The 15008-nt window shown below is 59.4% G+C and carries 12 protein-coding genes; 4 read left to right on the top strand and 8 right to left on the bottom strand.

What is annotated here, in order from left to right; genetic code table 11:
• Window position 1: 1 nt before the first annotated feature.
• Entirely contained in the window at window positions 2–1048 is a 1047-nt protein-coding gene (gene potD, locus RTE01_RS04045; RefSeq protein ID WP_041144995.1) for a spermidine/putrescine ABC transporter substrate-binding protein PotD, read from the top strand.
• Here potD and RTE01_RS04040 read toward each other — a convergent pair.
• From RTE01_RS04040 to lolC, 7 genes are all read right to left on the bottom strand, one after another.
• A complete protein-coding gene (locus RTE01_RS04040) occupies window positions 1045–2676 on the bottom strand; it encodes a long-chain fatty acid--CoA ligase (protein WP_134525567.1) in 1632 nt (543 codons plus the stop codon). The genes potD and RTE01_RS04040 overlap by 4 nt on opposite strands.
• Before the next feature lie 107 nt (window positions 2677–2783).
• On the bottom strand, window positions 2784–3077 hold the full coding sequence (locus RTE01_RS04035; protein WP_134525565.1) for a hypothetical protein: 294 nt from the start codon (window positions 3075–3077) through the stop codon (window positions 2784–2786).
• 188 nt (window positions 3078–3265) lie between these two features.
• Window positions 3266–4090 (bottom strand): Sir2 family NAD+-dependent deacetylase, encoded by an 825-nt coding sequence (gene cobB / locus RTE01_RS04030; protein WP_041144992.1) that lies wholly within the window; start codon window positions 4088–4090, stop codon window positions 3266–3268.
• A gap of 14 nt (window positions 4091–4104) precedes the next feature.
• Window positions 4105–5016 carry an N-acetylglucosamine kinase gene (nagK, locus tag RTE01_RS04025; RefSeq protein ID WP_041144991.1) on the bottom strand — a complete coding sequence of 304 codons (912 nt, stop codon included), beginning with the start codon at window positions 5014–5016 and terminating at the stop codon, window positions 4105–4107.
• Between the two features lie 73 nt (window positions 5017–5089).
• The gene (lolE, locus tag RTE01_RS04020; RefSeq protein WP_076945223.1) at window positions 5090–6334 is read right to left on the bottom strand and encodes a lipoprotein-releasing ABC transporter permease subunit LolE; all 1245 of its coding nucleotides are present in this window, start codon (window positions 6332–6334) and stop codon (window positions 5090–5092) included.
• Window positions 6334–7035 carry a lipoprotein-releasing ABC transporter ATP-binding protein LolD gene (gene lolD / locus RTE01_RS04015; RefSeq protein ID WP_041144989.1) on the bottom strand — a complete coding sequence of 234 codons (702 nt, stop codon included), beginning with the start codon at window positions 7033–7035 and terminating at the stop codon, window positions 6334–6336. Before lolD ends, lolE begins: the two co-directional genes overlap by 1 nt.
• Entirely contained in the window at window positions 7028–8227 is a 1200-nt protein-coding gene (lolC, locus tag RTE01_RS04010; protein ID WP_134525563.1) for a lipoprotein-releasing ABC transporter permease subunit LolC, read from the bottom strand. The genes lolD and lolC overlap by 8 nt, the downstream gene beginning before the upstream one ends.
• Window positions 8228–8579: 352 nt before the next feature.
• Here lolC and mfd point away from each other — a divergent pair, with 352 nt between their 5' ends.
• Both mfd and ldtC read left to right on the top strand, forming a co-directional pair.
• Window positions 8580–12026 carry a transcription-repair coupling factor gene (gene mfd, locus RTE01_RS04005; RefSeq protein WP_141334712.1) on the top strand — a complete coding sequence of 1149 codons (3447 nt, stop codon included), beginning with the start codon at window positions 8580–8582 and terminating at the stop codon, window positions 12024–12026.
• 163 nt (window positions 12027–12189) lie between these two features.
• Window positions 12190–13152 (top strand): L,D-transpeptidase LdtC, encoded by a 963-nt coding sequence (gene ldtC, locus RTE01_RS04000; protein ID WP_134525561.1) that lies wholly within the window; start codon window positions 12190–12192, stop codon window positions 13150–13152.
• A 542-nt stretch (window positions 13153–13694) separates the two neighbouring features.
• On the opposite strand, the gene bhsA is transcribed toward ldtC, so the two are convergent.
• Window positions 13695–13952: a multiple stress resistance protein BhsA gene (gene bhsA, locus RTE01_RS03995; protein WP_041144985.1), complete on the bottom strand. Its 258-nt coding sequence runs from the start codon at window positions 13950–13952 to the stop codon at window positions 13695–13697.
• Between the two features lie 249 nt (window positions 13953–14201).
• Here bhsA and RTE01_RS03990 point away from each other — a divergent pair, with 249 nt between their 5' ends.
• The gene (locus RTE01_RS03990) at window positions 14202–14837 is read left to right on the top strand and encodes a TetR/AcrR family transcriptional regulator (RefSeq protein ID WP_134525559.1); all 636 of its coding nucleotides are present in this window, start codon (window positions 14202–14204) and stop codon (window positions 14835–14837) included.
• Window positions 14838–15008: the final 171 nt, after the last annotated feature.

Here is a 15008-nt window from a genome sequence, read left to right as displayed (position 1 = left end):
AATGAAAAAATGGTCACGCCACCTGCTCGCGGCGGGTGCTCTGGCAGTCGGGATGAGCGCCGCGCACGCGGACGATAGCAAAACGCTCTATTTCTATAACTGGACCGAATACGTGCCGCCAGGCCTGCTGGAACAGTTCACCAAAGAGACCGGGATCAAGGTTATCTATTCGACCTACGAGTCGAATGAAACCATGTACGCCAAGCTCAAAACCTATAAAGACGGCGCCTACGACCTGGTGGTGCCGTCGACCTATTTCGTCGATAAGATGCGCAAAGAGGGCATGCTGCAGAAGATCGATAAGAGCAAGCTGAGCAATTTCAGCAACCTCGATCCGCAGATGCTGAATAAGCCGTTCGACCCGAATAACGACTACTCTATTCCCTATATCTGGGGCGCAACGGCGATCGGCGTAAACAGCGACGCCATCGACCCGAAAACCGTGACCAGCTGGGCCGACCTGTGGAAGCCCGAGTACAAAAGCAGCCTGCTGCTGACCGACGATGCCCGGGAGGTGTTCCAGATTGCGCTGCGCAAGCTGGGCTACTCCGGCAACACCACCGATCCGAAAGAGATTGCCGCCGCGTATAACGAACTGAAAAAGCTGATGCCAAACGTCGCGGCGTTCAATTCCGATAACCCGGCGAATCCGTATATGGAAGGGGAAGTGAATCTCGGCATGGTATGGAACGGCTCGGCGTTCGTCGCTCGCCAGGCCGGGACGCCGCTGGAGGTGGTATGGCCGAAAGAAGGCGGCATCTTCTGGATGGATAGCCTGTCGATTCCGGCCAATGCCAAAAACGTCGACGGCGCGCTGAAGCTTATCAACTTCCTGCTGCGCCCGGACGTCGCCAAACAGGTTGCCGAGACCATCGGCTATCCGACGCCGAACCTCGCCGCGCGCCGGATGCTCAGCCCGAGCGTTGCCAACGATAAGTCGCTCTACCCGGATGCGGAAACCATCCAGAAAGGCGAATGGCAGAACGACGTCGGCAGCGCCAGCACCCTGTACGAAGAGTATTATCAAAAGCTTAAGGCCGGTCGTTAATCCCGCGGCTCGCGCATCAGTATCTGGCCGAATTCGGCCCGCAGCTGATTCTTCAGGACCTTGCCGGTGGCGCTCACAGGCAGGGCATCAATGAAAACGATGCGGTCCGGTACCTGCCATTTCGGCACCCGCTGCTGGTACCACGCCAGCAGCGCCTGCTCCTCGACCTCTCCCCCTTCCGCCCTGACGCACAGCAGCACCGGACGCTCATCCCAGCGCGGATGCTGCGCGGCAATCGCCGCCGCGCTGCGAATGGCCGGGTGGGCAAGGGCAATATTTTCCAGCTCCACCGTTGAGATCCACTCCCCGCCGGACTTGATAATGTCTTTGGCCCGATCCTGAATCGTCAGATAGCCGTTCGCATCGACGGTGCCGATATCGCCGGTATCAAACCAGCCGTCGTCGGTGAGCGCCGTTTCGCTGCGACCAAAGTAGCTGGCCACCACCCAGTGACCGCGGACCTGCAGATACCCGCGGCTTTCGCCATCGTCGGGCAGCGGCTCTCCGTCGACGTCCACCACCCGCAGATCGATGCCAAAGATAGCCCTTCCCTGCCCCTCGGCCACCCGCTGGCGCTGCGCCTCGGTCAGCGCCTGATGTTTACCCAATGGCGTATTGATGGTGCCGATGGGCGACGTTTCGGTCATCCCCCAGGCGTGGATCAGCTCGATACCGTAGTCGCGGCGAAACGCCTCCGCCATCGAAGGAGGCAGCGCCGAACCGCCGACGAACGAGCGTTTAAAATAGGGCAGGCGGATATCCGATTTACGCAGCGCCGCCAGCAGTCCGGCCCAAATCACCGGCACGCCAAAGGCCACGCTGACCCGCTCGGCGCTCAGCAGCCGCAGCAGGCTCTCGCCGTCGAGATGCGGCCCCGGCAGCACCAGCCGCGCCCCGACCATCGCGGCGATAAACGGCGTTCCCCAGGCGTTGACGTGAAACATCGGCACCACCGGCAGCAGGGAGTCGCAGGCGGAGATCCCGGCGGCATCGGGCTGATTGCCGCTCAGCGCGTGCAGCACCAGCGAACGATGGGTATTGAGCACCCCTTTGGGTTTCCCCGTTGTGCCCGAGGTGTAGCACAGCGATGCGGGGGTGGTTTCGCTCAGCGCCGGCCAGTCGTAGCCGGGATCCCCTGAGGCCAGCAGCTCATCGTAAAACAGCAGCGAATCGAGCTCGCTGAGCGCCTCTTCGCTGCGGGCTTCCATCAGCACAAAGTAGCGCACGGTGGTCAGATGGGGTCGCAGCTGGCGCAGCAGCGGCAGGAAGGTGGCGTCAAAAAACAGCACCTGATCCTCGGCGTCGTTGATGATAAAGGTCAGGTGCTCAATCGACAGCCGCGGGTTGAGGGTATGGGTAACCCGCCCTCCCGAGCCGATGGCGAAATAGATCTCCAGATGGCGGCGATTATTCCACGCCAGGGTAGCACAGCGGGCGTCGGCGGGAATGCCCAGCCGATCGACGGCAGACGCCAGGCGGCGCGCGTTATCCGCCACCGCTCCCCAACTGCTGTACTCCCTCTCCCCGCTCGTGGACACGGAGACGATTTCGCTATCGGCATGATAGCGCGCCGCGTGATTGATTAACGTTCCGGTGGTTAAATCCTGATACATCATCGATGGGTGCATGGCAGCTTCTCCGCGGCGTTGGCGCGCTTTTCGGGCAAAAAAAAGCGCCGATACGGGCGCCTTAGGGGATGATGCGAATTTTCTGGATTCGGTTTCGCGGCCAGCGATCAGGCGCGCACGGGATGCGCCCGCGATTTAATCAACGCATCTTCCACGTCAAAATCGCTCAGCGGGTAGTTCGTCGCCACCATATAGAAGCGGCCATCCTGGGCTGGATATTCGTGGACGTTGTAATTCACCGTTCGCGGCTGGATGCCGGAGGCTTCTTCAGCAGGGGAATGGGCATGATTCGCCAGCGGGTATTTCGAACGAACTTCAAGACGGTGGGTTTTAACGCCGCTGTAGATCTCGCCGTGATGTTCATCCCCGAGGATCAGGTAGTCAAAATACTCTGTGCGCATGCTTACACTCCCTTTCTGTTGCAAGAATGTAAGAAGATGTCATAAAAGAGCACGCAATACTGTTTTACCTGTCACATCATCGTATCAATTCCACAACCTCAGACGATAATGCCGGGAGCGCCGGGCGGCAATACGCCGGAGGGCGCTACCCGGTAACGCCCTCCGGCCCTGAGATTCGCGTCGCGCGATCAGAGATCTTTGAGCAGCTGGTCGATAAACTCCGGTACCACCTGGCTTGCGAGGCCATAGCGTTTTTCGGCAAACTCGCTGCCCACCTGGCTCGGCTCAAGGTTGAGCTCAACCGTATGCGCCCCCTGCAGGCGGGCCTCGTGAACGAAGCCCGCCGCCGGATAGACGTGCCCGGAAGTGCCGATAGCGATGAAAATATCAGCATCGGCCAGCGCGCTGTAAATGTCGTCCATTCCCAGCGGCATCTCGCCAAACCAGACCACGTGCGGGCGCAGCGGCGCCGGGAACTGGCAGCAGTGGCACTTGTCGTCCACGGTGACGTCCCCGGTCCACTCCAGCACCTGTCCGCTCCACGAACAGCGCACCTTCAGCAGCTCGCCGTGCATATGGATAACCCGGCGGTTGCCGGCGCGCTCGTGCAGGTTGTCGATATTCTGCGTCACCAGCACAAAACGATCCCCCAGCGCCTCTTCCAGCCGCGCCAGCGCCAGATGCGCGGCGTTAGGGGCGATATCCTGCCCCTGCAGCTGACGACGGCGGGCGTTGTAAAACGCCTGCACCAGCGCGGGATCGCGGGCAAAGCCTTCCGGCGTCGCCACGTCTTCCACCCGATGTTCTTCCCACAGGCCGTCGGCCGCGCGGAAGGTTTTAATCCCCGACTCAGCGGAAATGCCTGCGCCGGTGAGCACCACTACCCTGGGTTTTTCCATCGTTTCCGGAGCCACCTTATCCTCTTTAAAGAAAATTCGCTGACGCAGTCGCTCGCGCAGGCGTCGTTTATTGCGGCGAAAACGGCTCAATCGATGTAAGCGGCGCGACAACATAGCTACCTCTGTGATTAATCAGTCAAATGAAGGAAGGCCGCACCGCGCATTCCTCCCGCATCGCCGTGGCGCGCCCGCTCAATCCGAGGCACCCGGGCAACGGGAAGTAAGTGACGCGGCAGGCGCTGCGCCAGCCCTTCGGTTATTGCAGTAAAGTTAGACAATCCTCCGCCAACTACCAGCAGATCCGGGTCAACGATGGTTAAAATATTCCCCAGACACACCGCCAGCAGATCAAGATAACGCTCGACGTGGGCGCGCGCTTTTTCATCGCCCTGCTGCCACAGCGCGACGATTTCGGGTGAGGTCAGGGATTGGTGATAAAAGTGCTGGTACAGCCAGGCAAAGCCGCGGCCGGAAAGGTAGTTTTCGATGCAGCCCAGCTGGCCGCAGCCGCAGCGGGTCAGTGGAAAGTCACGCCCCACCACCTCCAGGGCATCCACCGGCAGGCGGATATGGCCAAATTCGCCGGTGATATAGCTATGTCCGGTAATCGATTTGCCGTTGAGGATCAGGCCGCCGCCTACGCCGGTGCCAAGAATCAGCCCCATCACCAGCGGATAGCGGGTAAACTCGTCGTCCCAGGCTTCCGAGAGCGCAAAACAGTTGGCGTCGTTATCCAGACGCACTTCACGCCCCAGCCGGGCGCTAAGGTCGGCGCGCAGCGGTTTACCGCTGGCGGCAGGCACGTTGGCGGCGTACAGAGTGCCGTCCGCGGTCTCCGGCATTCCCGGAATGCCGATCCCGACCGAGCCCTGGCAATCGAAGCGGGCGTCCGCCTCAAGCACCAGCGCCTCTACCGCCTGGAGAAAATCTTCATAACTGTCCTGCGGAGTGGCGACGCGCTTTTCCCACTGCAGCCGCCGCTCCTTGTTAAATACGCCCAACGCAATCTTGCTGCCGCCAATGTCAAATCCGTAATACATTTCAGCAATTCCTCTTTCTAACCCTGCGCTTCACCTTGCAAAATGAAGCGCATTAGCGGGTCATGACGATAAATTACTGGCCACTCAGCACCCTCGCCGGGTCAATGCGGCTGGCGCGGCGGGCGGGATACCAGCTGGCCAGCAAACTCAGCAACAGTGCCGTCACCAGCACGTAAATGACGTCCAGCCAGTGCAGTTCAGACGGCAGGAAGTCGATAAAATAGATGTCGCCGGAGAGGAATTTATGCCCAATCAGGGATTCAAGGCCGTTAATAATCGACGTCAGCTTCAGCGCGCAAACCACGCCAATGGCGACCCCGATCAGGCTTCCGACCGAACCGGCAAGTAAACCATACCATACGAAAATCGCGCGGATCAGGCCGTCTTTCGCGCCGAGCGTGCGCAGCACCGCAATATCGCTGCTTTTATCTTTCACCGCCATCACCAGGGTGGAGACGATGTTAAAGCAGGCAACGCCGATAACCAGCACCATCGCGAGATACATAATGGCGCGGATCATCTGGATATCGCGATACATATAGCCGTAGGTGCCGATCCAGCTCTTGATATAGACGTAGCTGTTGGTGACTTCACCGGCGTCGCGCACCAGGGTGTTGGCGTGGAAGACGTCGGTGACTTTAATCGCGATCCCGGTGACGCTGCTGCCCATATCCAGATACTGCTGAGCATCCGGCATCGGGATCATGGCGAAGCTGTGATCGAGCTGGCCGCTCAGCTGCAGGATCCCGGTGACGTGCAGCCTGACGCGTTTCGGCTGCAGCAGCTGGTGCTCGGCGTCGGAGTTCGGGATCATTATCGATACCCAGTCGCCCTGCTTAACGTGCAGCGCATCGGCGACGCCCTTGCCTAAAATAATCTGCTGCTCGCCGGGCTTAAAACCGGCCCAGGCGTTGTTCTGCACGAAGGTCGGCAGCGAGCTCAGGCGGCTCTCCTGCTGAGGATCGACGCCCTTGACCTGAATGGCGCGCATGTTGCTGCCGCTCTCCACCAGCCCGGTAAAGTTGATATAGGGCGCCGCAGCAACGATGCCCTTGACCTTCTCAACCTTCGCCAGCGCCTCGTTCCAGTTGCTCCAGGGCTGCTTAACCGGCTCGATTTCCCCGTGGGGAACCACCGCCAGAATGCGGTTATTGAGCTCGCGCTCAAAGCCGTTCATAGCGCTCAGGCCGACGATCAGCACCGCCACGCCCAGCGCAATGCCGACGGTCGAAATCACCGAAATAAGCGATACCATGCCGCCGCGTCGACGGCCCCGGCTAAAGCGCAGGGCGATCAATAGGGATAACGGAGAGGCCATTACTCGGCCCCCATCAGGGTCAGTTCCGCGTTCAGGTGGCCATCACGCATCTCCAGCTGACGGTTCATCCGTTTTGCCAGCTGCAGATCGTGGGTCACCACCAGGAAAGCGGTGCGCTGCGCGATATTGAGCTCGCCCAGCAGCTGGAAGATGCTGTCGGCATTGCGGGCGTCAAGGTTACCGGTCGGCTCATCCGCCAGCACCAGCCGCGGCTTGTTAACCAGCGCACGGGCAATCGCCACGCGCTGGCGTTCGCCGCCGGAGAGCTCGGACGGACGATGGCTGCTGCGGTGCTCAAGGCCAACCGCGCGCAGCATCTCTTTTGCCTGGCGTTCGATATCGGCCGCTTTCTGCTTGCCGATCAGCAGCGGCATCGCCACGTTTTCAAGAGCGGTGAAATCCGGCAGCAGGTGGTGGAACTGATAGATAAAGCCCAGCTCGCGGTTGCGCAGGTCGGCGCGGGCCGCGGCGGAGAGCTGGCTCATCGGCTGGCCGGAGAAAATAACGTCGCCTGAGGTCGGCGTATCGAGGCCACCGAGCAGATGCAGGAGCGTACTTTTGCCGGAACCCGAGGTGCCGACAATCGCCATCATCTCGCCCTCTTCAATGCTGAAGCTGACATCGTGCAGCACATCCGTTTGCACGTTGCCTTCCTGATAGCGTTTGCACAGATTGTCGCATTGCAGCAGGATCTTATTCATAACGTAAAGCCTCAGCGGGTTGGGTGGCGGCAGCGCGCCAGGAAGGATACAACGTCGACAACAATGCCAGCACCATCGCCACCAGCGCAATCATCGTCACCTGCAGCGGTTCGATGGCTACCGGCAGCGCGGCGCCGTCAAGAAACGCGCCGATAATCGGCATCAAATTGTTCAGCTGGCTGGCGAGCAGCACGCCGAGCAGCGCGCCGAGCAGCGCGCCGACGATACCGGCGCTGGCGCCCTGTACCATAAAGACCAGCATAATCTGCCGCGGCGTCAGGCCGAGGGTTTGCAGGATAGCCACCTCGCCCTGTTTTTCCATCACCATCATTCCGAGCGAGGTGATGATATTAAAGGCCGCCACCGCCACAATCAGGCTCAGCAGCAGGCCCATCATATTTTTTTCCATCCGCACGGCCTGGAACAGCTCGCCTTTGCGCTCGCGCCAGTCCTGCCACTTCGTGCCTGCAGGCAGGGTTTGCTGGCTGAGCGTATCCACCTGCAGCGGCTGATTCAGCCACAGGCGCCAGCCGGTAATATTCCCCAGCGGGTAGCGCATCAGGCGCGACGCATCGTCGATATTGGTCAGCATCTGGTAGCCGTCGACTTCGCTACTGGCGGCGAAGGTGCCGATAACGTTAAACAGGCGCTGGCTCGGCACGCGGCCCATCGGCGTAAACTGGCTGGCGGACGGCACCATCACGCGGATCTGGTCGCCGCGATTAACCCCGAGCTGGCCGGCCAGCTGCTCGCCGAGAATGACGTTATATTTCCCGGCCTGCAGGTCGCTCTGCTTGACGTTAACGAGGTACGGCGTCAGCGGATCTTTTTGCGCCGGGTCGATGCCGAGCATCACCCCAACCGCGACGCTGCGCGCGCTTTGCAGCACCACGTCGCCGGTGGTCAGCGGCGCGACCCGGCTGACGCCCTGCAGCTTGACGGCGCTTTCCGGCAGCGTTTGCGGATTGATTGAGCCCTGCTGGGCGCTAAGAATGGCCTGCGGCATCAGCCCCAGGATGTTGTTCTGCAGCTCGCGTTCAAAGCCGTTCATCACCGACAGGACGGTCACCAGCGCCATCACGCCGAGCGTAATGCCAATGGTTGAAAGCCAGGAGACGAAACGACCGAAGCGGTCAGCTGCGCGCCCGCGCATGTAGCGAAGGCCGATAAAGAGTGCGGCAGGTTGGTACATGTATTCCATCTGGTTGCTAATAGCCGATGCACGAGTATATATGTCATAGCACAACGCGTAAATCACTGAAACGGTAAGTTTTTGTCGCCAGACGGAGAAAAAGCAAAGATAAATCAATCGGATATTTGATATGTCAGTTCTTATCTATCAGAATCTTTCCCCGCAAACGAACATCCTTTTGTCATTCGGGTTGGCGAATTAAGGCCAATCGCGGATAATCAGGGGCATTGAATATCAGCGATTTGCCCCTACATCGTAGAGCGAATCACTCAGAGCCTATTGCGGTAGGCGTACTTTGCTGGCAAATAAAAAAGCCTAATGGGATAGGCTCTAAGGGATCCTGACAACCGCTATGTCTCAACAATATCGATACTCACTGCCGGTCAAACCCGGCGATCAGCGGCAGCTCGGCGAACTCACCGGCGCGGCCTGCGCGACCCTGGTCGCAGAAATGACCGAGCGCCACGACGGCCCGGTGATCCTCGTCGCCCCCGATATGCAAAACGCCCTGCGCCTGAATGATGAAATTCGGCAGTTTACCGACAGCATGGTCATCGCCCTGGCGGACTGGGAAACCCTGCCCTACGATAGCTTCTCGCCGCATCAGGATATTATCTCCTCCCGTCTGGCGACCCTTTATCAGCTGCCGACCATGCAGCGCGGCGTGCTGATCGTACCGGTCAGCACGCTGATGCAGCGCGTCTGTCCGCATAACTACCTGCACGGCCACGCGCTGGTGATGAAAAAAGGCCAGCGCCTGTCGCGGGATACCCTGCGCGAGCAGCTGGATAGCGCGGGCTATCGCCACGTCGATCAGGTCATGGAGCACGGCGAATACGCGACCCGCGGCGCCCTGCTCGACCTCTACCCGATGGGCAGCGAGCAGCCGTATCGCCTCGATTTCTTCGATGATGAGATAGACAGCCTGCGCCTGTTTGACGTTGACAGCCAGCGCACGCTCGAAGAGGTGGCGGCGATCAATCTGCTGCCCGCCCACGAATTCCCGACCGATCAGGCCGCCATCGAGCTGTTCCGCAGCCAGTGGCGCGATCGCTTCGAGGTCAAGCGCGATGCCGAGCATATCTATCAGCAGGTCAGCAAAGGCACCCTGCCCACCGGCATCGAATACTGGCAGCCGCTGTTTTTCAACGAGCCGCTGCCGCCGCTGTTTAGCTACTTCCCGGCGAACACGCTGATCGTCAATACCGGCGAGCTGGAAGCCAGCGCCGAACGTTTCCAGAGTGAAACTCACGCCCGCTTTGAGAGCCGCGGCGTTGACCCAATGCGCCCGCTGCTGCAGCCGGAGCTGCTCTGGCTGCGCAGCGATGAGCTGTTCAGCGAGCTGAAAAAATGGCCGCGCGTGCAGTTAAAAACCGACCGCCTGGCGGAGAAAGCGGCCCATACCAACCTCGGCTATCAGAAGCTGCCGGAGCTGGCGATTCAGGCGCAGAACAAAGCGCCGCTGGATAACCTGCGTCGCTTCCTCGAATCCTTCAGCGGGCCGGTTATCTTCTCGGTCGAGAGCGAGGGCCGTCGCGAAGCGTTGGGCGAAATGCTGGCGCGCATTAAGGTTGCGCCAAAGCATATCCTGCGTCTCGAAGAGGCGACCGGCAGCGGCCGCTATCTGATGATTGGCGCCGCCGAGCACGGCTTTATCGATGGCCCGCGCGGCCTGGCGCTGATTTGTGAAAGCGATCTGCTGGGCGAGCGCGTGGCGCGCCGACGCCAGGACTCGCGGCGCACCATCAACCCCGATACCCTGATTCGCAACCTCGCGGAGCTGCATATCGGCCAGCCGGTGGTGCACCTTGAGCACGGCGTCGGCCGCTATGCGGGAATGACCACCCTCGAGGCCGGCGGCATCAAGGGTGAATACCTGATGCTCACCTACGCCAATGACGCCAAACTGTACGTCCCGGTCTCCTCGCTGCATCTGATTAGCCGCTATGCCGGCGGCGCGGAGGAGAGCGCCCCGCTGCACAAGCTCGGCGGCGACGCCTGGGCGCGAGCGCGGCAAAAAGCGGCGGAGAAGGTGCGCGACGTGGCGGCGGAGCTGCTGGATATTTATGCCCAGCGCGCGGTCAAATCCGGGTTTGCCTTCAAGCACGATCGCGAACAGTATCAGCTCTTTTGCGACGGCTTCCCGTTTGAAACCACCCCCGATCAGGCCCAGGCCATCAACGCGGTGCTGAGCGATATGTGCCAGCCGCTGGCGATGGATCGTCTGGTCTGCGGCGACGTGGGCTTTGGTAAAACCGAAGTTGCCATGCGCGCCGCCTTCCTGGCGGTAGAAAACCATAAGCAGGTGGCGGTGCTGGTGCCAACGACCCTGCTCGCTCAGCAGCACTTCGACAACTTCCGCGATCGCTTCGCCAACTGGCCGGTGCGCATCGAAATGTTGTCTCGCTTCCGCAGCGCCAAAGAACAGGCGCAGATTCTGGAACAGGCGGCCGAGGGCAAAATCGATATTCTGATCGGCACCCACAAGCTGCTGCAGAGCGAAGTGAAGCTGCGCGATCTTGGTCTGCTGATCGTCGATGAGGAGCACCGCTTCGGCGTGCGGCATAAGGAGCGCATCAAGGCCATGCGCGCCGATGTCGATATTCTGACGCTCACCGCGACGCCGATCCCGCGTACCCTGAATATGGCCATGAGCGGCATGCGCGATCTGTCGATTATCGCCACTCCTCCGGCTCGCCGTCTGGCGGTGAAAACCTTCGTTCGCGAGTACGATGCGCTGGTGGTACGCGAGGCCATGCTGCGTGAAATACTGCGCGGCGGCCAGGTCTACTATCTCTACAATGACGTGGAAAACATCCAGAAAGCCGCCGACCGCCTGGCCGAGCTGGTGCCCGAGGCTCGCATCGCCATCGGTCACGGGCAGATGCGCGAACGCGAGCTTGAGCGGGTGATGAACGATTTCCACCACCAGCGCTTTAACGTGCTGGTCTGCACCACCATTATTGAAACCGGGATCGATATCCCGACCGCCAATACGATCATCATCGAGCGCGCCGATCATTTCGGCCTTGCTCAGCTGCACCAGCTGCGCGGGCGCGTCGGGCGTTCACACCATCAGGCCTACGCCTGGCTGCTGACTCCGCATCCAAAGGCGATGTCCACCGATGCGCAAAAGCGTCTGGAAGCGATCGCCTCGCTGGAGGACCTCGGCGCCGGGTTCGCCCTGGCAACCCACGATCTGGAAATTCGCGGCGCCGGCGAGCTGCTGGGCGAAGACCAGAGCGGGCAGATGACCACCATCGGCTTCTCGCTGTATATGGAGCTGCTGGAGAACGCCGTTGATGCCCTGAAGGCCGGGCGCGAGCCGTCGCTGGAAGACCTGACCAGCCAGCAAACGGAGGTCGAACTGCGGATGCCGTCCCTGCTGCCGGACGACTTTATCCCGGATGTAAATACCCGACTCTCGTTCTACAAGCGCATCGCCAGCGCCAAAAGCGAGCACGAGCTGGAGGAGATCAAGGTTGAGCTTATCGACCGCTTCGGCCTGCTGCCGGACGCGGCCAGAAATCTGCTGGATATCGCCCGTCTGCGCCAGCAGGCGCAGAAGCTTGGCATTCGCAAGCTGGAGGGGAACGAAAAAGGCGGCATGATTGAGTTTAACGAAAAGAACCACGTCAACCCGGTGTGGCTGATTGGCCTGCTGCAGAAACAGCCGCAGCACTTCCGCCTCGACGGGCCGACGCGGCTGAAGTTTATGCAGGATCTCGCCGAGCGGAAAACGCGCATGGAGTGGGTTCGCCAGTTTATGCGCCAGCTGGAAGAGAACGCCGTCGCCTAACCGTGACGGAGAAAATGGATACGGTGATATTCATCGTATCCATTTTTTCATCCGACACATTCAGCAAACTTTACAAATGTTTTGCAATCCACCAGGGTTTCCCCACACTCCCCCGCGCCATAATTTGTCTCTGTTTCCGTAGGAAAATAACCACTTACTTATTATGGTCATAAACTCTTCGCGTATCTCTCTGTGGCTGGCGCTGGTTGCCGTTGTCGCCGCGCTGGCGCTTCCGGCCCATGCTAACACCTGGCCTTTACCGCCGCCGGGAAGCCGTCTGGTGGGGCAAAATCAGTTCCACGTGGTGCAGGATAACGGCGGTTCGCTGGAAGCCATTGCCAAAAAGTATAACGTCGGTTTTCTGGCGCTCCTGCAGGCTAACCCCGGCGTCGACCCCTACGTTCCCCGCGCCGGCAGCGTGCTGACCATTCCGCTGCAGACGCTGCTGCCGGACGCGCCGCGCGAAGGGCTGGTGATTAATCTCGCCGAACTTCGTCTGTACTACTATCCGCCGGGCAAGAATGAGGTGACCGTCTACCCTATCGGTATCGGCCAGCTCGGGGGCGATACCCTTACGCCAACGATGGTCACGACCGTCTCGGATAAGCGCGCCAACCCGACCTGGACGCCGACGGCCAATATCCGCGCCCGCTACAAGGCGATGGGCATCGAGCTGCCTGCCGTGGTTCCCGCCGGGCCGGATAACCCGATGGGGCACCACGCGATCCGCCTGGCGGCCTACGGCGGCGTCTATCTGCTGCACGGTACCAACGCCGATTTCGGCATCGGTATGCGCGTAAGCTCGGGCTGCATTCGCCTGCGCGATAATGATATTAAGACGCTGTTCAATAAAATTACTCCCGGAACCCGGGTGAATATTATCAACACGCCGATTAAAGCTTCCGTTGAGCCAAACGGCAGCCGGCTGGTCGAGATTCATCAGCCGCTGTCGAAGCACCTTGATGACGATCCGCAGACGCTGCCCATCGTGCTTAACGCCGAAATGCTGGCCTTCAAGGAGGCGCAGCTGACCGACCGGCCGGTTATGGAGCGCGCAATCGAACTGCGTTCGGGCATGCCGATTGACGTGACCCGCCATCAGCCGGATAGCGGGCAGGCGCTGTAATCGCCCTATTCAGCCTGGCGTCTTTCCGTCAGGCAGAACGTCCTTCCCCGGCGCCGGGTGAGCGGATTTGTGGGAAGAGAAGCCTCTTCCCCTTTAACCTCATGTAACCATCTTCGCAATCCCGCGCCGAAATCGCTGCTGCGCGCTGCGCCCGGCTCAATTCGACCTACTCGCTCCTGCCTCAATTCACCTCTTGCGGCCTTCGGTTCGCCTTTTCCTCTGCACCGGTTTATCCGCGTCGCTCAAAACAACCGATATTATCCGCTGCAAGATGGCGACGGGACTGCCTGCAACCTCACGCGAGGAAACGGGGATCGCAGCGATGCAAGGCGTCCGCTGAGCGGAAAACCGCTTAACTGAGGGGGGTCTTTATGGTGTTTTATTGGGGGAAGAGCCGGACATTCAGACAGCGAGTCGCGGTCCATAAGGGTGTGGACCGCTTCGCAATATTGGCATAACAGGGGAACAACTTACTGCTTACTACCGCGGCCTGATAAAGGGGTCAGAACCGCGTTTGTCAGTGGCATGACAGAGGGAACAGCTTATTTGTAGATAACCGCAGTCCCGTGCAGGGTGTTAGGACCGGTTACCGACGTAATGCGGAATGAAGTCGCGCCCATTTCTTCAGCTTTCTGCGCCAGCTGGTCTTCCAGAGAGCCCAGGTTGGTACCGGCAGAAGCGGAAACGGTGCCGATTTTTTGCTGGCCAGCAGGAGTGGATTGCACTTCAACGGCGGCAAAGCTTGCGAAAGAGAGTGAGCTTAGTACGGCAGCGAGGGTCAGAGTTTTGATGGTTTTCATGATTATTATACCTATGCAGATGATTTTTTGTTAGGGTCGCAAGAATTAACTTAACGATCGATAGGTAAATAATAATGTGACCTGCATCACACGTCAACGCATTTTTATAACGATCGTTTAATTATTTATAAACAACTTAAAATTCATACATATATGAATTATTTATTTTTGGACTGACTCTGCTGGCAGGTTATGCCGTTTATTTTTATAATGGCCCTTCAACAAACCAACATAGGTACAGGCGGCATCATGACAACTGACGTTCAAAGTTGCACAAAAAAAAGCCGTGGCCGACCTAAAGTGTTCGACAAGGAAGCGGCGCTGGATAAGGCCATGACGCTGTTCTGGCAGCATGGGTATGAGGCAACCTCCCTTGCCGACCTGGTGGAAGCTACCGGGGCAAAGGCCCCTACGCTCTACGCCGAATTCGTCAATAAAGAGGGGCTGTTTCGCGCGGTGCTCGATCGCTATATCTCGCGCTTTGCCGCCAGACACGAAGCGCAGCTGTTTGACGAAGAGAAGTCGGTCGACCAGGCCCTGCGGGACTATTTCACCGCGATCGCCACCTGCTTTACCAGTAAAGATACCCCGGCGGGCTGCTTTATGATCAACACCTCCGCGGCGCTGGCGGCCTCCTCTACCGATATCGCCAACACCATTAAGTCGCGGCACGCTATGCAGGAGCAGACGCTGACCCAGTTCCTGCAGCAGCGCCAGCTGCGCGGCGAGTTTCCGGAAAACGGCGACGTTCGCCAGCTCGCGCAGTTCTTAAACTGCGTCCTGCAGGGGATGTCGATCAGCGCTCGTGAAGGCGCCGATTTCAGCAAATTAATGCAAATTGCCGAGACCACCCTGCGCCTGTGGCGGCAAATCCTCCAGCACTAACCCGCTCTGCTGCCCGGTGATCTCAGTCACCGGGCCTGCGTCTCCCGGTACCATCCTCTGCCTTAACCCCATTTTCACTAATGTTTTCACACCTTTAAGCGTTAATTTGTTGTAAATGATATTGATAACAATAATCACTACGTGCAGAATTCGCATTTGAGTTTTTCAATT

The organism is Klebsiella terrigena, from assembly GCF_006539725.1.
In the GTDB taxonomy this organism is placed as follows: domain Bacteria; phylum Pseudomonadota; class Gammaproteobacteria; order Enterobacterales; family Enterobacteriaceae; genus Klebsiella; species Klebsiella terrigena.
The sequence above is the reverse complement of the archived record's forward strand: the minus strand, read 5'-3'. Positions and strand labels throughout refer to the sequence as shown.